The organism is Microbacterium sp. PMB16, from assembly GCF_051294855.1.
Taxonomy (GTDB): Bacteria; Actinomycetota; Actinomycetes; order Actinomycetales; family Microbacteriaceae; genus Microbacterium.
Window position 1 is genome coordinate 662,128 of the sequence record NZ_CP145908.1, and the last position, 17,904, is coordinate 680,031.

The 17,904-nt window shown below is 69.2% G+C and carries 15 protein-coding genes; 5 read left to right on the top strand and 10 right to left on the bottom strand.

What is annotated here, in order from left to right:
• Positions 1 to 77: 77 nt before the first annotated feature.
• Entirely contained in the window at positions 78 to 386 is a 309-nt protein-coding gene (locus V5D55_RS03255) for a putative quinol monooxygenase (protein WP_435747612.1), read from the bottom strand.
• Positions 383 to 817, bottom strand: a complete 435-nt coding sequence (locus V5D55_RS03260) for a heme-binding protein (protein ID WP_435747614.1) — start codon at positions 815 to 817, stop codon at positions 383 to 385. Before V5D55_RS03260 ends, V5D55_RS03255 begins: the two co-directional genes overlap by 4 nt.
• Positions 818 to 935: 118 nt before the next feature.
• On the opposite strand from V5D55_RS03260, the gene V5D55_RS03265 reads away from it, so the two are divergent.
• The gene (locus V5D55_RS03265; RefSeq protein WP_435747615.1) at positions 936 to 1,790 is read left to right on the top strand and encodes a LysR family transcriptional regulator; all 855 of its coding nucleotides are present in this window, start codon (positions 936 to 938) and stop codon (positions 1,788 to 1,790) included.
• Here V5D55_RS03265 and V5D55_RS03270 read toward each other — a convergent pair.
• The 4 genes from V5D55_RS03270 to V5D55_RS03285 form a co-directional block, all read right to left on the bottom strand.
• On the bottom strand, positions 1,783 to 5,466 hold the full coding sequence (locus V5D55_RS03270; protein WP_435747617.1) for a proline dehydrogenase family protein: 3,684 nt from the start codon (positions 5,464 to 5,466) through the stop codon (positions 1,783 to 1,785). The genes V5D55_RS03265 and V5D55_RS03270 overlap by 8 nt on opposite strands.
• A 139-nt stretch (positions 5,467 to 5,605) precedes the next feature.
• Entirely contained in the window at positions 5,606 to 7,102 is a 1,497-nt protein-coding gene (locus tag V5D55_RS03275; RefSeq protein WP_435747619.1) for a DUF222 domain-containing protein, read from the bottom strand.
• A gap of 309 nt (positions 7,103 to 7,411) precedes the next feature.
• On the bottom strand, positions 7,412 to 8,809 hold the full coding sequence (gene pntB, locus V5D55_RS03280) for a Re/Si-specific NAD(P)(+) transhydrogenase subunit beta (protein ID WP_435747621.1): 1,398 nt from the start codon (positions 8,807 to 8,809) through the stop codon (positions 7,412 to 7,414).
• Positions 8,806 to 10,356, bottom strand: a complete 1,551-nt coding sequence (locus V5D55_RS03285; protein WP_435747623.1) for a Re/Si-specific NAD(P)(+) transhydrogenase subunit alpha — start codon at positions 10,354 to 10,356, stop codon at positions 8,806 to 8,808. The genes pntB and V5D55_RS03285 overlap by 4 nt, the downstream gene beginning before the upstream one ends.
• 208 nt (positions 10,357 to 10,564) lie before the next feature.
• Between V5D55_RS03285 and V5D55_RS03290 the strand changes: the two genes are divergently transcribed.
• Genes V5D55_RS03290 through V5D55_RS03300 form a run of 3 tightly spaced genes read left to right on the top strand, consistent with a single transcriptional unit; the run spans position 10,565 to position 12,446 of the window.
• Entirely contained in the window at positions 10,565 to 11,311 is a 747-nt protein-coding gene (locus V5D55_RS03290) for a hypothetical protein (RefSeq protein WP_435747625.1), read from the top strand.
• The gene (locus V5D55_RS03295; RefSeq protein ID WP_435747626.1) at positions 11,308 to 11,868 is read left to right on the top strand and encodes a hypothetical protein; all 561 of its coding nucleotides are present in this window, start codon (positions 11,308 to 11,310) and stop codon (positions 11,866 to 11,868) included. The genes V5D55_RS03290 and V5D55_RS03295 overlap by 4 nt, the downstream gene beginning before the upstream one ends.
• Positions 11,865 to 12,446: a hypothetical protein gene (locus V5D55_RS03300; protein WP_435747628.1), complete on the top strand. Its 582-nt coding sequence runs from the start codon at positions 11,865 to 11,867 to the stop codon at positions 12,444 to 12,446. Before V5D55_RS03295 ends, V5D55_RS03300 begins: the two co-directional genes overlap by 4 nt.
• On the opposite strand, the gene V5D55_RS03305 is transcribed toward V5D55_RS03300, so the two are convergent.
• Together V5D55_RS03305 and V5D55_RS03310 are read right to left on the bottom strand one after the other, a co-directional pair.
• Positions 12,401 to 13,801, bottom strand: coding sequence for a hypothetical protein (locus tag V5D55_RS03305; RefSeq protein WP_435747630.1), 1,401 nt, complete (start codon positions 13,799 to 13,801; stop codon positions 12,401 to 12,403). The two genes, V5D55_RS03300 and V5D55_RS03305, sit on opposite strands and share 46 nt — an antisense overlap.
• Before the next feature lie 42 nt (positions 13,802 to 13,843).
• Positions 13,844 to 14,404 carry an acyl-CoA thioesterase gene (locus V5D55_RS03310; RefSeq protein ID WP_435747632.1) on the bottom strand — a complete coding sequence of 187 codons (561 nt, stop codon included), beginning with the start codon at positions 14,402 to 14,404 and terminating at the stop codon, positions 13,844 to 13,846.
• A gap of 130 nt (positions 14,405 to 14,534) precedes the next feature.
• On the opposite strand from V5D55_RS03310, the gene V5D55_RS03315 reads away from it, so the two are divergent.
• Positions 14,535 to 15,041, top strand: coding sequence for an N-acetyltransferase family protein (locus V5D55_RS03315; protein ID WP_435747634.1), 507 nt, complete (start codon positions 14,535 to 14,537; stop codon positions 15,039 to 15,041).
• 179 nt (positions 15,042 to 15,220) lie between these two features.
• On the opposite strand, the gene V5D55_RS03320 is transcribed toward V5D55_RS03315, so the two are convergent.
• Positions 15,221 to 16,372, bottom strand: a complete 1,152-nt coding sequence (locus V5D55_RS03320) for an acetyl-CoA C-acetyltransferase (protein WP_435747636.1) — start codon at positions 16,370 to 16,372, stop codon at positions 15,221 to 15,223.
• Between the two features lie 29 nt (positions 16,373 to 16,401).
• On the bottom strand, positions 16,402 to 17,748 hold the full coding sequence (locus tag V5D55_RS03325; protein WP_435747638.1) for a cytochrome b/b6 domain-containing protein: 1,347 nt from the start codon (positions 17,746 to 17,748) through the stop codon (positions 16,402 to 16,404).
• Positions 17,749 to 17,904 lie beyond the last annotated feature (156 nt).

Sequence of the window (17,904 nt, forward strand, 5' to 3'; positions counted from 1 at the left end):
ATCCGCTCGTGTCAAGAATCTTTTACACGGGGTTCCGGCTCAGCCCGGCCAGCCCTCAGCTCCGGCCAGAGTAGGGATCAGCCGGAGACCTGCGTGAGGAACGTCAGCTTCAACGGTTCGGAGAGGAGCTCGTCGGCCTGCGCGCCGAACGCCGTGTAGTGCGCGGTCTCCTGGTGTTCGCGGAGAGCCGCCGCCGAGACGAACGCCTCGCGCATGATGAACGTTCCGGGAGCATCAGCGATCTCGAACAGCACGTAGTCGAGGTTGCCCCGCTCGGCGCGGGTGGGCTCGATCAGCTTCAGCAGCTCGCGACGCACGTCGCCCCGACGCCCCTCCCGAGCGACGAGTGTCGCCAGCGAGACGACGACGTCGTCCGGGGCGCTCATGCGGAGACCTCGACGGACCGGGTCCCGAAGGATGCCGCGGCCGCGGCGGCGATCGCGTGGTCCTGCTCGGCCGAACCGCCACCCACGCCGACGGCGCCGATGACAGCGCCCTGCTCATCCCGCACTGGGACAGCTCCCCCGATGAAGGCGAGCGGTGCGGTGACCGCGTGCTCGAAGCCGAAGAGCGGACCGCCGGGCGCCGTGACGCCGGAGAGATCCGCGGTAGGGGTGCCGCCGAAGTACAGCGTCGTCCGCGCCTTGCTCAGGCTGGCGTCGATCGCGGCGATCGGGGCAGCATCCTGCCGGACGATCAGCACCGGCTGCACGCCGGCGTCGACGATCGTGACGACGACGGCGACGCCGTGCTCACCGGCGGCGGCCTGGGCGGCGGATGCAGCGCGGTAGGCGGATTCGAGAGTGATTGCAGTCATGACTTTTCCTGTCTGTCGAAGACGCCCGATGCGGCGTCTGACGGATGCAACGCCGACGCGTCTGGGGCGATACCCCACATCGGATGCAAGAAGAATGGATCTTCCATACACTCGACGCATGGATATCTCCGAGCGGCAATTGCGCGCATTCATCGCCGTCTGCGAGGAGAACTCGATCACCCGGGCAGCGGCGCGGCTCTTCGTCAGTCAGCCGACTCTGTCCCGGCAGCTCGCGGCGCTCGAGCAGTCCCTCGGCACCGCACTGGTCGAACGCCTGCCCCGCTCGACGCGTCCGACCAGCGCCGGTCGGAGCCTGCTCGACAGCGCTCGCGCCGTGGTCGCCGCTCACGATGACCTCAGCCGAGCAGTTCGACGGGTGACGAGCGGGTCGGAAGGCGAGCTGCGCGTCGGCACGCTCTACTCGCTCAGCCTGGGGCTTCTGCCGGCGCTGCTCGCAGAGTGGCGGTCTCGGCATCCGCACGTCCAGGCCGCTCTGCGCGAGTTCCGGCATCAGGAGGATCTGGTGGCAGCACTCCTCGCCGGGTCGTTCGATGTCGCGATCGGTCCGATCCCGGATGGCTGGGGCGGCGGCTCGAGCCGTCTCGCAACGGAGGAGTTCGTCGTGGTGCTCGCCGGTGGCGGCGCGCACGCCGGGCCCGTCAATATCGCCGCTCTTCGAGAAGACGACTGGGTGCACTTCGCGCCGGGCAACGGCCTCGGCGAGCTGTTGGATGCCGCGTGTGCGCGCGCCGGATTCGCACCCCGGGTCGCGTTGCGCACCGAGCAGGCCCGCGCGGCGGTGGAGTACGCGCTGCACGGGATCGGTCACGCACTCGTGCCGAGCAACGTCGTGCCGCCGGATGTCGCGTCGCACCCACTGCGCGAGCCGGTGCGACGTGAGATCTGCTGCTACTGGCGCGGCGCCGGCGACCCGCTCATCCGGTCTCTCGTCGCGGAGGGGCCGGTCAGATGACGTCGGCGAACCGGCGGTCGACGTTCCCGTAGCGGTGCGCGGTGACGGTGATGGACTGCTCGTGCACGAACGGCAGGAGCTCGATGCGTGCGGCGGCGGTCACCTCTCCGTCGTACACGGCGAGGTCCGGATCCCCACCGGATGCTGTCGCCAGGGCCGTGTGCGCGGCGGCGACCGCGGCGCGACCTCCGACGAGCCGCACCCGCCTGCCGCGCGACACGGGCGGCGGCGTTCCGTCGGCCGGATCGTCGTCGCGCAGCATCCGCTGCATCCACTGGTCGTCGGTCTCGAGGAAGACGGCGGCATCCAGGTCGCCGAGTGCGCGGCGCACCTCGGCGGGGAGACCGACCGGCGTCGACAGCACGAAGTTCGCGCCCGATCGCACACCGGCGATGACGACCCGCAGCAGGTCCTGCAGCGCGGCGTCATCCGTCGCGCGGATCTCGACCGGCACCGGCCGGTAGCGGAAGAGGTTCCGCTCCACGCCCAGGTGCGAGACGTCGCGCACCTGGCCGAACTCCCGGTCCCAGGCGAGCGCGTCCGACAGCGCGGATCGGCGCAGCCATTCGAAGTCCTCGTACTCGAGCGACGGCTGGGCTGATTCGATGAGCCCGGTGATGCGGGAGTCGAGGCCGCGGAGGTGCAGGGTGCTCGACGCCGGACCGCCCGGCCGCGAGCGCCAGGTTCCGAGGCCGATGAGGTAGTTGGGGCCGCCGGCTTTCGCGCCCGGTCCGACCGAGGAGCGCTTCCATCCGCCGAACGGCTGCCGCTGCACGATCGCGCCGGTGATCCCCCGGTTCACGTAGAGGTTGCCCGCCTGCACGTGCTCGAGCCAGTAGTCGAGGTCGTCGGGGTCTTGGGTGTGCAACCCGGCGGTGAGGCCGTAGGCGACGGCGTTCTGCAGCTCGACGGCCTTCGCGAGAGTGGGTGCGTGCATGACGCCGAGCACCGGCCCGAAGAACTCCTCGGTGTGGAAACGCGATCCGGGCTGCACACCGACGCGGATGCCGGGGCGCCAGAGTCGTCCGCTGCCGTCGTCGTCCGCGGCGAGGGCGGGCTCGATGAGCCACTCCTCGTCGGCCTCGAGGTCGCTGAGCGCCCACGCGAGCTTGCCGTGCGGCTTCTCGATGACCGGTCCGACCTCGGCCAGCGGGTCGGCGGGGTGGCCGATGTGCAGCGAGCGCACGGCATCCGCCAGTTGGCGAGCGAAGCGCGGCGAGCGCCCCACCGGCCCGACCAGGATGGCGAGCGATGCGGCCGAGCACTTCTGCCCCGCATGCCCGAAGGCGCTCTTGACCAGGTCGGCGACGGCGAGGTCGAGGTCGGCAGATGCGGTGATGATCATGGCGTTCTTGCCGCTGGTCTCGGCGAGCAGCGGCAGATCGGGGCGCCACGAGCGGAACAGCGCGGCCGTGTCCCATGCGCCGGTGAGGATCACCCGATCGACGGCGTCATGTGTGATGAGCGTGCGCCCGAGCTCACCCTCTTCGATGTCGACCAGGGCGAGGACGTCGCGCGGCACGCCCGCCTGCCACAGCGCTTCCGCGACGACAGCCGCGCAGCGGCGGGCCTGCGGTGCGGGCTTGAAGATGACGCCTGATCCGGCGGCGAGGGCGGCGAGCACTCCGCCGGCCGGGATGGCGAGGGGGAAGTTCCAGGGCGGCGTCACCACGGTGACCTTGGCGGGGACGAAGGTCGCACCGGAGATGGCGTCGAGCTCTCGCGCCTTGGCCGCGTAGTACCGCGCGAAGTCCACGGCCTCGCTGACCTCGACGTCGGCTTCGGCGAAGACCTTGCCGGTTTCGGATGCGGCGACCTCGATGAGTTCCCCACGGCGTGATTCGAGGGCGGCGGCGGCGCGGAGCAGCACCTCGGCGCGGTCGGTCGCGGGGCGGCTCCCCCATCCCGCGGCCGAGTCGTGCACCTGCTGCACGATCGCCTCGAGGGCGGCTGGTTCGTCGATGCGCGCGGCGGCGAGGGTGGCGTCGCCGACCGTCGAGGTCGAGAGGCGTGCCCGCACGTCGCGGGCCCAATCGCGGTTCACCGGGAGGGCGGGGTCGGTGTCGGCCGTGTTGGTGAAGCCGGGGGCACCTCCGCCGTCTTCGGCCACCTCGCGCGCGGAGTACACCGCGGTCTCGAGGAAGGCGCCGGTGTCGGAGCCGTCGGAGCCGCGCGAGATGCCGAGGACGGCCTTCGTGAGGTCGGCCTCTGGCGCGGGGGCGACGGGTACGGGTCGCAACGATTCGTGCACGGGTGCGAGGCGGTTCTGGGTGCGCCGTGGTCCGGTGCGCAGGGTCGGGTCGGTCGACCTGTCGAGCGCATCGAGGAAGCGGTCCTGTTCCCGGATGAAGAGCGATTCGTCTTCGTCGAGGCGGAACGCGGCGGAGAGGAAGTTGTCTGCGGAGGCGTTCTCCTCGAGCCGGCGGACCAGGTAGCTGATCGCGACGTCGAACTCGGCGGGTGCCACCACTGGCACGTAGAGCAGGACGCCGCCGACCTCACGCGAGACGGCCTGCACCTGCCCCTGGGCCATGCCGAGCAGCATCTCGAACTCGATGCGCTCGCGCACGCCCCGCTCTCCGGCGAGCAGCCACGCGTAGGCGATGCCGAACAGGTTGTGCCCGGCGACGCCGAGCTTCACCGCGTCGGTGTGCTCGGGGCGCAGCGCCCAGTCGAGGCAGCGGAGGTAGTTCGCGTCGGTGTCGAGCTTCGTGTCGTAGGTCGCGGGCGTCCACCCGTGCACTTGCGCCTCGACGTTCTCCATCGCCAGGTTCGCGCCTTTGACGAGGCGCACCTTGATGGGGGCGCCACCGTGCGCGACGCGGTCGCGAGCCCACGCGGTGAGTTCCTGCAGCGCGGGGAGCGCATCGGGCAGGTAGGCCTGCAGCACGATGCCGGCTTCGAGGCCGGTCAGCCGCGGGTCTTCCAGGATGCGCGTGAAGACCGCGATCGTGAGGTCGAGGTCGCGGTACTCCTCCATGTCGAGATTGATGAACGTGGGCGTCCCCTGGTCGGCCGATGGGTCGGCCGCGGTCAGGTAAAGGGGCATCAGTCGTTCGACGACCTGGTCCACGATCTCGTCGAAGGCCCACATGGAGATGTGGCTGATGATCGCCGACACCTTCACAGAGACGTAGTCGACGTCGGGTCGGCGGATGAGTTCGTGGATGCTGTCGAGCCGGCGCTTCGCCTCGGCTTCGCCCAGCACGGCCTCGCCGAGGAGGTTGAGATTGATCCGGGCGCCCGAGGCGCGGATCTTCTCGAGGGCGGGGCCGAGCTTGGCGGGGCGGGCGTCGACGACGAGGTGTCCGACCATCTCGCGGAGCACCCGTCGCGCGATCGGCACGACCGGCGAGGGGAGGATCTGGGCCATGCCGCCACCGAGGCGCACGGCGGAGCGGAGGTACCAGGGCAGGAATTCGGGCACGATGGGCGCGATCCGGTGTAGCTGCGATGCGGCGGCGGTCAGGCTCTCGGGGCGCATGACGCCGTCGACGAAGCCGAGGGTGAACGGCAGGCCGTTGGTGTCCTGCAGCACGCCGGCCAGGCGTTCCGCCGCGGGGTCCACCTCTGCCGCCGCAGCTTCGATCACCCAGCGGCGCGCGAGCTCGACGGCACGATCCGCGAGAGGAGCGGATGCCACGGCATCCGAGGGGGATGACGACGACTCTGCCATGTTCACCACATTAGGTCTGGATGCCGCCCGAGCAGCGGACGCCACCCGGTCGTCGCGCGAGCTGCGTGCAGGATGCAGGCTGCGGGCTGCAGGCCTCCGGAGATCAAACACCCCATCACCCGATGCCGACCGAGGTCGCTCACGCGTGGGCGAGGTCGGGGATGCGTGGTCTCGATGTGCGCCAGGTTCCGTGGGGGTCCCACCATTCCGGTCCCCGGATCTCGGGAATCCCGTCGTTCATACGGATCTCCCACCCCGACCACTCCAGTGATCGGTGGTGCCACCAACACAACGGGACCCCATTATCGGTATGGGTCGGTCCACCCCTGACGTGTTCGGTGACATGGTGGATCTCACACCACGATGCGGGAACATGACAGCCGGGGACCAGGCATTCTCGATCTCTGGCGATGATCGCCCGCCGTTGATGCACCGTGAACACCCGATCCGTGACCGAGATCCCCACAATCCTGCCCTCATCGAACAACACCCGCTGAATCGCCCCATTGCACGCGGTGTGCGCGGCGACGTGCAGCGGAACCGGGGCTTGGGACCCGGCCATCGTGGCCCACCCTCTCCCGGCGGCGAGGTCTTTCGCGTCGACGTGGACGACCAGGGTCGGTGCGGCACCACCGAGAGAAGGCATGTCCGCGTGACGGGCCGCGATCCCCAGCGCCGCCGCGAACGCGTCATGACGCTTCTGGCCGGCGGTACGCCGGTCGATCGGCTCATCCTCGAAACCATCCTGGAACGCGGGCTCTCCCGAATCCTCACAGGCTGAGCCGTGGCCTGCTGAGTCGTGGCCTTCTGAGTCTTCGAAGTGCACACCGGGGTGCGGGGGTCCGGCGGTCTTCGGATTGTTCTGCGCGTCGATCACGGACTGGAACTGCGCCGCAACATCCGGGAGCACGTTGCCTCGGATCGAGTGCAATCCGTCGCGAAGGCGACCGATGGTCAGGAACCGATGGTTCTGCGCACCACGGTCGGAGGGCTCGGGACCATCGGGGTCGAGCGACATCGCGACCGACTGCGCGAACTGGCGGAGATCCTCCGGCGTCACCGGCGGACCCGGCACATCCTCCGCCTCCGCATCCGCATCCGGGTCAGCGTCCGGGTCAGCAACCGCGTCAACATCGTCGCCGTCATCCGTCCCGTACCCACGGGCATGATCCGCCAACAGGGCATCCGCGGCGAGCATCGCCGCCCGGCCGACCTTGTGAGCGGCCTTGTCGATCGGACCGATCGCCGCCAGCAACCCCGCAACCCCGATCACCCCGTCCAGCAACGCCTCCCGCAGAGCCGGATACCGGGCCTCCAACCGCTCCCCCGACGACGGGCTGAGCTGCCGGCGCACCGCATCCGCGGCTTTCCCGACCCGCGTCGCGCCCGCGACATCGCTGCGCAGCACCCGCTGCAAGAGTTCGTTCTGCCCGCGGCATCCGAACGAATGCGCGAAATCCACATCCGCCGACGCGACCGACTCCACGACCACGGCCTCGATGCGGCGGAACGCCTCCCCCGCAACGCGGAGAACGTCCATCCGGTCCGCATCCGCCAAACCCGCCAACACGTCCCCGGACAGCACCGAATCCAGGTCGACGACGACCCGATCCAGGACTTCCGTGGTGCTGTTCATATCCCCATTCAACCGAGGGCCACCGACATTCCGACCCGGAAAAGCACCAGATCAACGCCGCATTTCCGATATGCCGGCATACGCTCCACTCCTCGCCGAAAGGGAACGTGTTTCGTCTCGCTCCGCTCGCTCAACAACCAGAAGTGAGAGGCGCTCTTCGTCTCGCTTGGCGAGACCAGGCCACGACGCGCCGCCGCGGCATCCGCTGTTCGGCTGGCAAGGAAGAACGCGCCTGCCAAGGCCGCATTCCGGAATCGTCCTTGCCAGGCGCATTCGACCTTCGCAGGCGCACACTCGCGCGCCCGAGCATCAGAGCGCCGCGATGATGTCCTCCACCTTCTGCTTCGCGTCGCCGAACAGCATCGACGCGTTCTCGCGGAAGAACAGCGGATTCTGCACGCCGGCGTATCCCGCGGCCATCGAGCGCTTGAACACGATGACGTTCTCGGCCTCCCACACCTTCAGCACCGGCATCCCGGCGATCGGGCTCGACGGGTCCTCTGCCGCGGCAGGGTTCACGGTGTCGTTGGCACCGATCACCAGCACGACAGAGGTCGCGGCCAGGTCGTCGTTGATCTCGTCCATGCTGAGGACGATGTCGTACGGCACCTTCGCCTCGGCCAGCAGCACGTTCATGTGCCCGGGGAGCCTGCCGGCGACAGGATGGATGCCGAAACGCACGTCCACGCCCCGTTCGCGCAGCCGGCGCACAAGGTCGGCGACCGGATACTGCGCCTGCGCCACCGCCATTCCATACCCGGGCGTGATCACCACCGACTTCGCCGACGTCAGCATCTCCGCGGCGCCGTCGGCCGTGATCTCGCGGTGCTCGCCGTACTCCTCGTCCGACGCGGACGGCGCGACGATCCCGAAGCCGCCGGCGATCACCGACAGGAACGAACGGTTCATCGCCTTGCACATGACGTAGGAGAGGTAGGCACCCGACGACCCGACGAGCGCACCCGTCACGATCAGCAGGTCGTTGTTGAGCAGGAAGCCGGCCGCAGCCGCCGCCCATCCGGAGTAGCTGTTCAGCATCGACACGACGACGGGCATGTCGCCACCGCCGATCGAGGCGACCAGGTGCCACCCGAGAGCGAAGGCCAGCAGGGTCACGCCGATCAGCAGCCCGAGCTGCTGGTCGTTCACGAACCAGACCGTCAGCGCCACGAAGGCGACGAGCGCGCCGATGTTGAGGATGTTCTTGCCCGGCAGCATCAGCGGTCTCGACGAGATCTTCGCCGACAGCTTCAGGTACGCGACGATCGAGCCGGTGAACGTCACGCCACCGATGAAGATGCCGATGAAGACCTCGGCGTTGTGGATCCCCTCGAGCTGCGGGGCGATCTCCGGATGCGCGAGGTAGCCGTTCCACCCGACCAGCACCGCGGCGAGACCCACGAGGCTGTGCAGCAGGGCGATGAGCTCCGGCATCCCGGTCATCTCGACGGAGCGCGCCCGCCAGAGTCCGATCGCCGCGCCGACGACGACCGCCGCCACGAGCAGGCCGAGACCGAGGAAGGCACCCGTGGTCCAGGCATCCGAAACGGTCAGGGCGACGGTCGCGACCAGGGCGATCGTCATGCCGGAGATGCCGTACATCACGCCGGAACGGGCGGACTCGTGGCGACTGAGACCGGCCAGGCTCAGGATGAACAGCAGGGCCGCGACGATGTACGCCGCACCCGCGAGTGCGTCGACGGTCACTTGTGGCCCCCCTTCGCTGACTTCCCGAGTGTGAACATGGCGAGCATTCGGCGGGTGACCGCGAATCCGCCGAAGATGTTGATGGATGCCAGCAGCACGGCGACCGCGGCGAGCACCTGCACGACGAGGTTCCCCGAGGTGACCTGCAGCATCGCGCCGACGACGATCACGCCGGAGATGGCGTTGGTCACGGACATCAGCGGGGTGTGCAGGGCGTGGTGCACCTTGCCGATCACGTAGAAACCGATCACGACGGAGAGCACGAGCACCGTGAAGTGCTGCGGCAGCGGCGCGGGCGCGAACGCGTTCACCGCGAACAGCGCCGCGATGCCCGCGACGATGAGCGCGACCTTGCGCCCGGTCGACATCGTCGCAGGCTTCGCGATCTCAGCCTGCGCCTCGGCAGCCTTGGCCGGGGCTGCCGCGACCTGCACGGCAGGCGGCGGCCAGGTCACAGCCCCGTCGCGGACGACGGTGACCGAGCGCTGCACGACGTCATCGAAGTCGATGACCAGCTGCCCGTCCTTCCCGGGAGTGAGCAGCGCCACGAGGTTGGCGAGGTTCGTGCCGTAGAGCTGCGAGGCCTGCGCCGCGAGGCGCGAGGCGAGATCGGTGTAGCCGAGGATGATCACGCCGTTGTCGGTGACGATGCGCTCGCCCGCGACCGAACCTTCGACGTTGCCGCCCTGGCCCGCGGCCATATCGACGATAACGCTGCCCGGCTTCATCTGCGAGACATCGGATGCCGTGATCAGACGCGGTGCCGCGCGACCGGGGATCAGCGCCGTCGTGATGATGATGTCGACGTCGGCTGCCTGCTCGGTGTAGATCTCGGCGGCGCGGCGGTTGTAGTCCTCGCTCGTCGCCTTCGCGTAGCCATCGGCGGATGCGGCGACTGCCACGTCGACGGCGAGATACGTGCCGCCGATCGAGGAGACCTGGTCGGCGACCTCGGGGCGCGGATCGGTCGCGCGGACGATCGCCCCCAGACTCGACGCGGCACCGATCGCGGCGAGACCGGCGACACCGGCCCCGGCGACCAGCACCTTGGCCGGCGGCACCTTGCCAGCGGCGGTGACCTGTCCGGTGAAGAAGCGACCGAACTCGTGCGCGGCCTCGACGACCGCGCGGTAGCCCGCGATGTTCGCCATCGAGCTCAGCACGTCCATCGACTGCGCGCGCGAGATGCGTGGCACCGCGTCGAGGGCGAGCGCCGTGATCCCCCGCTGTGCGAGCGACTCGACGAGCTCGGGGCGAAGCGCCGGCGACAGCAGCGCGATGAGCGTGGCCCCGTCCGCGAGGAGCGCGATCTCCGCGGCATCCGGTGCCGTGATCGCGAGGACGATCTCGCTCCCCCATGCCTCTGCTCGGTCGACGAGCGTCGCGCCCGCCGTTTCGTACTCCGAATCCGGGTAGGACGCTGCTGCGCCCGCTCCCCGCTCCACGCTGACCGTGTGGCCCAGCTTCCGCAGCGACGCGATCGTCGCCGGGGTGGCCGAGACCCGTGCTTCGCCCGCAGGCTCCCGCACGATGCCGATGACTGCCACTTGCTCCTCCTCCGCCCGTCTGCTCCGACGGGGTCTTGCGGGCGACTGCGCCCGTATGTTCCGCCCAGAGTACTGACCGAGGCCTTCACGATGCCCTCCTTTCGCGCACATGACATCGAAAGAAGTGCGGTTCTTAATGAATACGCATGCACCTGCGCGGGCACTGCTGCCCGCGCAGCGGCGGCATCCGCCGTTCTATGCTGATCCCGTGACCACGACACCGCCGAGCGATCCGGGTGCGGAGCGCGACTCCCGCGCCGCCCTCGCAGCGGATGCCGAGGCGGCGAAGGCACAGGCGGCGAACACCAGCGCCCGCGCGAAACTGCTCGGCTGGGCGCGGCGGAGCATCGACCTGGTCCCGACCTCCTGGCTGATCACGGGCGCGGGGGCCGTCCTGCTCGCGGTGACCGCTCTCTTCGGCGGACTGGAGGCTGCGGCGGTCGACCCGATTCCCGAGGTCGCCGTGGGCGAGACGTTCGCCGGATCGGACTTCGAGATGACGGTCGTCGGCGTCGAGCTGCGCGAAGAACGCGGCAATGCCGCCGTCTACCCGGACGAGGAGAAGGACGAGCGCGTGCTCGTCGTCGTCGTCGACGTGGTCAACACGTTCCCCACTCCCCGGTCCTCCGTCAGTGGCGAGAAGCCGTCGCCGGTGATCAACGGGATCCATCTCGACGGGATCGACGAGAAGCCCTCCATCTCTCACGCCGACGACGGAGCGGGCAGTCCGATGCTGCAGCCCGACGTACCCGCTCGCCTCCTCCTGGCCTGGATCGTCGGTCCGGACGATTACAAGGACGGCGACGAGATCCGGCTCACGTTCCCCGATTCGACCCACTACGTCGCCAAGAACGTGATGAGGGGCGACTACTGGACCGACGTCCACGTCGGAGCAACGGTGACGGCCGAAGTCGTCGAAGTACCGGCCGAGGTCGACGAGGTGCCGGTGCCGTGAAGAAGAAGATCCTGGTGTGGTCGCTCACGCTCGTCCTGCTGGCGGGCGCGTGGGGAGTCTCGAAGGCGACCCTCCCCGAGGACACGGCGATCGAAGCCTTCCCGATCGTCGCTGAGCTCGACGATCCTGCGGTCGGCCGCAACCTCGAGGTGACGATCACCGACATCCATGCCACCCGCCGCGTCACCGACGTGAAGGGATGGAGCGCCGAAGGCACCTGGCTCGTGGTCGACCTGCAGGCGTCGACCGTCGCGACGCAGGACGGCGACCTCCTTGGGTTCGCGGAACTCACCATCGGAGACCGACGCTTCACGGCCACCGACCGCGGCACGACCTTCTATAAGCAGCGCCTCATCACGGGAGTCCCGCGCGCCGGCAGCCTCGCGTTCGAGCTCCCGGCCGATGCGCTCACCGGGACCGGCATCCTCCGGCTGGGTCTCCCGATGGGCCAGCCCCGCGAGGTCCTGCTCGACGACGTGATCGAACTTCGCGTCGACCTCGACGAACTGCCGGTCGAGGCCGAGGTCACGCTCGACGAGAACGGCTGGGCGCGATGACCATCCCGATCCCGCCCGCGCCCCCGACGCCCGCCCCGGAACCGGCTCGTCCGACGTCCTGGTGGCGCCGCAACCGCCTCGCGTTGATCGCTCTCGCCGTCGTCGTCCCGGTGACGGCGGGCGGCGTCGGCTGGCACGAGTGGCACCAGTACTTCGGTTTCGGCGGCCGCCCGTTCCAGCCGGTCCTGGTCGAGGACGGCGACAGCATCGAGTTCGCCGGAGCGGAATGGGGCCCGCTGCGCGGCGGTGAGCTCGACGATCTCAGCGGTTTCGACCTGCCCGACGGCACGACGGTGGTTGCGGTCGGCATCCCCGTCGACCCCGATGCGAAGGGAGTCTCCTGCACTACTCCCGTCCTGGTGGACCAGGAGACGGGTCGCGAGTGGCGGGCGGCACGCTCCGAGATCGGCCTGCTCTACAACTCCGAGGAGCCGGAGACGTGCGACTCGAGCACACGGGGCGAATACGAGCTGATCGTCCCCTTCGTCGTCCCGGACGACGTCGAGGGCCCGTTCTGGGTGGATGTCTGGCCTCAGAAGGCGGGCGGATCTTTCCTCAGGTTCTCGCTGGAGCCCTGACCGCCGACCGTGTCCCGCGGCGGTGCTGAGACGATGGCGGCCGCGACCGCATCGGCCGACGAGGGCAACAGCCCTGCCGCATCTCCCACGGCACGCAGGTCCGACTCCGCCGCCGAGACGTCGGCGCCGTCCGCACGCTCCTGCGGTCGACGACGCAGCCGCGCCAACGTCTCGTCATAGGCACCGCTGATGACCGCGATCCGCAGCGGTTCGATGAGAAGCAGCGGCACGAGCGAGACCAGTGGCAGGGCGATCGCCCACGTCGTGAACTCGTGCGGGCCGATCAGCCGGGTGATCCCGAAGTTGAGGTACGACTCGAGCGCTTTCACGGCCACGTAGAGGAGCGCATACGAAGCGACGAGGAGCGGGCCCGCCCTCCACATCAGCAGCAGCGCGCGCCCGATCGGACGGAATCGCGCGCCGAGCTCCTCACCCAGATCCTTCAGCCGACGCGCCACCGGGTTCGGGATGACCGTCGCGTGCTGGCGGAAGCGCGAGATCAACTGATTCTCCAGCCGCAGCTTCTCGGCGACGATCGCCTGGCCGAAGACGACACCGGCGATAGTGAGCCACGACAGCGGGGCGATCAGCACGGGGCCGGCTTCCACCAGCACCCAGCCGATCCCCTCCCAGAGCCAGCGCAGCGGCGCGACGGCATCCAGGATTCCCTCGCGGAGGTCTTCGAGGACCGCCATCGCTGCGCGGCTGTCGACCCACGCCTTGATCATGTCGAAGAGGTCGCCGAGCAGGATCACCGAGAAGAAGACCCAGACGACCTCGAAGTACACGGCGACGGGCGACAGCCAGGTGGCGAGCTTCGCCGACCACTTCGACCACGCCCACCGTCCGGCGAAAGCGAGCACGATGATCGCGACCGTCCAGACGTTGAACGGCAGGTTCATGACCGTGTCCTGATTGCTCACCGGGCCCTCGCCGTTGGCGCCGGCAGTCCAGATGATGCCCTTACGCACCTCGAGGGCGCGAATCGAATAGGCGTTGATGTCTTCGCGGAGGAGCCCCTGCGCCCAGTACACGGCGAAGAACGGGAGGATGCCGGCGAGCAGCGCCGAGAGGAAGGTGCGCCGCCGTTCGATCGGCGACTCCGGCAGCGGGGCGACCTCCTGCAGGTTGCGCAGACCGTCGCGCAGCACGAGGAACATCGCGACGAGGCTGATGAGCCGCGCGAGGATCCCGATCGGCAGCACCAGGAAGCCGAGCGTGGCCGAGGAGGCTCCGATGAATCCGGCGACCTCGGCGATCACGTACTGCACCAGCACCCCGGCGAGGTACCACGCGATGAGCGCAGGCCAGTGTCGCAGCAGCACTCGCCCGGTCGTGGTCAGGATCCCCAGCACGGCCCTAAACTACCGCGTCGAGCGACTCCGGAATACCGGCATTCAGCTCCAGACGCTCGGCGCCTTCACCCGCACGGGCGGAAGAGCGGATGCCGCGGCCCAGTCGTGCACCCACGGATCGATCTCCGGCACGCCCTCGGGCTTGCCGACCGCGGCGAACAGCTCCTCGTTGCTGACGGTGCCGCCCGTCCGGCGCAGCATCCGCGCCCGCACGATCGCCCGCGCGTAGACCTCGCCGTCGACGACGGCCCGGTGCTCCATGAAGAGTGCCTTGTCGTCGTGACCGATGAACCGCGACTGCACCTCGAACCGCTGCCACAGCTCCAGCGACTTGCGGAACGTGATGGTCTCGCTGGAGACGACCGCGTACCAGCCCTGGTCCTTCATCGCGCCGAACAGCCCGGTGCGGATCAGCAGATCCCAGCGGCCGAGGTCGAACAGCGACAGGTAGCGGCCGTTGTTCATGTGGCGGAGGATGTCGATGTCGGTCGGCAGTGTCGTCAGTCGCACGGTGCCGACGGCCGTCGGATCGAGGGTCTTGCCGCGTCGCACGCGACGCCGCGCTCGGAGGATCACCAGGAGGGTGCGCCAGATCACATTCACGAGGATCGATCGTAGCCATCGATGAACGATCCGGGAATTCGGTTGTGTGAATCCTCCAGCCCTCGGTTCGTCGCCTCGCACGGCATCCTCTCGATTTCCTGATAGCGGATGCCGCGCGTAGAGTCACGACATGAGCGCCGAAGCCCAGCCAGAAGTCATCGTCCGTCCGGTCCGTGATGTGGATGCGGAAGCCCTCGGTCGCGTGCATGCCCAGTGCTGGCACGAGACCTACGACCACCTGATCAGCAAGGCTGCGCTGGAGAAGGTCTCGCCCCGTCGCATGGCCGAACTGTGGACGCACTGGGCCGCTCAGGGGCCCGAGTTCACCATGAACGCTGCTCTCGTCGATGGCGAGATCGTCGGCTTCGTCGGCTCCGGCCCTGCGCGCGACAAGGATGCTCCGGCGTTCCGCGAGCTGTACTTCATCTACCTGCTCGACGCGCTGCACGGCACCGGCATCGGCCAGAAGCTGTTCGACGCCGCCGTGGAGAAGGACGAGCCGCTGTACCTCTGGGTCGCCGAGGACAACCCCCGCGCGCACCGCTTCTACACGCGCAACGGCTTCGCGCTCGACGGCGCCACGCACACCGAGCCGTTCCTCGGCGAGACGCTGACCGAAGTCCGCTTCGTCCGCTGACCCGCGGGTCGCGTCGATACCGTTCCTGCGGTGTGGTCCGGGCGACTGTCCGTTCACAATTCAGCAAGAACTCGCGCCGGAACCCGCGAATCCGGTCTGTCAGCCCCGAGCCCGACATTCTGACTGAATTGTGCACGGGTCAACAGGGAGCCGAGTCGGCCTTGTTGTCGCGGAAGGATTCAGAGGCGCTCGAGGATCGTGACGTTCGCGACGCCACCGCCCTCGCACATCACCTGCAGGCCGTAGCGTCCGCCGGTGCGTTCGAGCTCGTTGAGCAGGGTCGTCATCAGCCGGGTGCCGGTCGCGCCGATCGGATGTCCGAGCGCGATGGCACCGCCGTTGACGTTGACCTTCTCGTGCGGGGCGCCGAGCTCCTGCATCCAGGCGAGCACGACCGACGCGAATGCCTCGTTGACCTCGAACAGGTCGATGTCGTCAATGGTCAGCCCGGTGCGCTCGAGCGCATGCCGCGTCGCCGGGATCGGCGCGCTCAGCATCAGCACCGGGCTGTCGCCGCGCACGGTCAGGTGATGCACGCGCGCCCGTGGGGTGAGACCGTGTTCGCGAACCGCCCGCTCGCTCGCGACGAGCACCGCGCTGGAGGCATCGCTGATCTGCGATGAGACCGCCGCGGTGATCCGCCCTCCGGGTCGCAACGGCTGGAGTCCGGCCATCCGCTCGAGCGAGGTGTCGCGGCGCACGCCCTCGTCGTGGTCGAGTCCGTTCAGCGGGACGATCTCACCCGCGAAACGGCCCTCGTCCTGCGCGACAGCCGCCCGCCGGTGGCTCTCGAGCGCGAACTGCTCCATCTGCTCGCGGGTGATGTCCCACTTCTCGGCGATCAACTCGGCGCCCGCGAACTGCGTGATCTCCTGGTCGCCGTAGCGGGCCTGCCATCCGGGCGACTCGGCGAGCGGCGTCGTGAATCCGAACTGCTCGCCGACGACGGCCGATGCCGTGAGCGGCACCTGCGACATGCTCTGCAGCCCGCCGGCGATCACGAGGTCGGCCGTGCCGCTCATGACGGCCTGCGCGGCGAAGTGCACGGCCTGCTGGCTCGATCCGCACTGCCGGTCGATCGTGACGCCCGGTACGTGTTCGGGGAATCCCGCGACGAGCAGGGCGGTGCGGGCGACGTTGCTGGCCTGGCCGCCGATCGCATCGATCGTGCCGAGGATGACATCGTCCACGGCTCCCGGATCGACTCCCGTCCGCTCGACCAGCGCGCGCAGGCTGTGTGCGCCGAGATCGGCCGGGTGGATGCCGGAAAGCGAGCCCCCGCGTCGGCCGACCGGCGAGCGGACCGCGTCGACGATGTATGCCTCTGCCATGCGTCCTCCTCTGAGCCGATGCCGCCGGGTCAGCGCCCGGAGACCTTGCCGAACACCTTCGCGATCGGGGCGAGCACGAGCGGACGCGCGGCGAACCAGCCGACCGCGAGTACCGCGAGCGAGGCGATGAACACCCAGAACCCGGTCCAGGTGACGGCATCCTGCGCGGCGTACATGTGATTCAGGTTGCGCAGGAATCCGGTCAGCATCACGAGCGCGACGTGCGCGACGATGAACGCCACGAAGTACAGCATGATCGGGAAGTGCAGCGCACGGGCCCACTCGACCGGGTAGGCCTTCGACAGTCGCTCGGCGCTCTTGGGCCACAGCCCCGACATCCGGAATCCGGTCGCCACGGCCAGCGGCGCCGCGACGAAGACGGTCGTGAAGTACGCGAGCTGCTGGAGGCTGTTGTAGTTGTTCCAGCCGTTCTCGTGCGGCCAGTCGAACGAGACGTACTGGAGAGCTGCGGAGAGGGCGTTCGGGAACACCTCCCAGCTCGTCGGCACGATGCGCACCCAGTGCCCCGTGACGAACAGCAGCACAACGAAGATGACGCCGTTCACGATCCAGAGCAGGTCGAGCGACTGGTGGAACCACAGCGTCAGGCTGATCTTGCCCTTGGCCTTGCCGCGCGGTGTCCAGAAGACGGTCGGCCGCTTCTCGGTGCGCACCCGCAGACCCGAGCGGATGATCAGCACGATCAGGAACATGTTGAAGAAGTGCTGCCACCCGATCCACGGCGCGAATCCGGGTTCGACCGCGATGGCCGGCACGTACTGTCCGGGGAACGCGGTGAGGAAGTCCTTCATGAAGGGGAGGCTGAGGAGCGTGCGGACGAACGCGACCGCGGCACCGGCGATGAGCCCGAGCGCGGCGGCTCCCAGCAGACCGGCGATCGCCTGCGGCCACGTGGGCAGACGACGAGCGGATGCCGGTGCGGCGGCGATGTGCCGCGGCGCACTGCCGTTCCATACGGTGCGCTTCCAGGGAAGCGGGGTGTCGAGATCGGCCGCGAGGATCGAGGTGGCTGCGGAAGCGGATGCAGGGGCCAGCTCGGTCGACGCAGGCGCAGGCGCGGTCGTCACAGCACCGGCATCCGCCTGCGCCGGAGCGTCCGACGCGCGAGTCGCCTCGGAGGATGCCGCGGCGGCGGGCGCTGTCCCGGCGGGCGGCCAGGGCTCGCCGCCGACGACTCGGGGAAGCCCACGGCGCACGGCGGCATCGGTCGACGTCGCTGCGGTGGGTGCTGCGGCAGGTGCGGCGGCCGGCGCGACGGGAGCCGGTGCGGTAGCCGGTGCAGCCGGTGCAGCCGGTGCAGCTGGCGCAGCCGGAGCAGAAACCGCCGCCGCGGGTGTCGACGTGGGAGCAACCACGCCACTCCCGACAGGCGGCCACGGCTCACCCCCGACGGTACGGGGCAGGCCACGACGCACATGCGTGACCGCCCCCTCCGGACCTGGGGTCCCTGCGCTTGTCGAAGGGACCGAACCAGACGACGCTTCGACCGCCTCAGCGACCGGTACGGGGGT

Excerpts from the sequence above, each read along its gene's own strand:
- V5D55_RS03255 (WP_435747612.1), bottom strand. The coding sequence starts at position 386 with ATGAGCGCCCCGGACGACGTCGTCGTCTCGCTGGCGACACTCGTCGCT.
- V5D55_RS03320 (WP_435747636.1), bottom strand. The coding sequence starts at position 16,372 with ATGGCAGAGGCATACATCGTCGACGCGGTCCGCTCGCCGGTCGGCCGA.
- V5D55_RS03265 (WP_435747615.1), top strand. The coding sequence starts at position 936 with ATGGATATCTCCGAGCGGCAATTGCGCGCATTCATCGCCGTCTGCGAG.
- V5D55_RS03315 (WP_435747634.1), top strand. The coding sequence starts at position 14,535 with ATGAGCGCCGAAGCCCAGCCAGAAGTCATCGTCCGTCCGGTCCGTGAT.
- V5D55_RS03300 (WP_435747628.1), top strand. The coding sequence starts at position 11,865 with ATGACCATCCCGATCCCGCCCGCGCCCCCGACGCCCGCCCCGGAACCG.
- V5D55_RS03275 (WP_435747619.1), bottom strand. The coding sequence starts at position 7,102 with ATGAACAGCACCACGGAAGTCCTGGATCGGGTCGTCGTCGACCTGGAT.
- V5D55_RS03260 (WP_435747614.1), bottom strand. The coding sequence starts at position 817 with ATGACTGCAATCACTCTCGAATCCGCCTACCGCGCTGCATCCGCCGCC.
- V5D55_RS03270 (WP_435747617.1), bottom strand. The coding sequence starts at position 5,466 with ATGGCAGAGTCGTCGTCATCCCCCTCGGATGCCGTGGCATCCGCTCCT.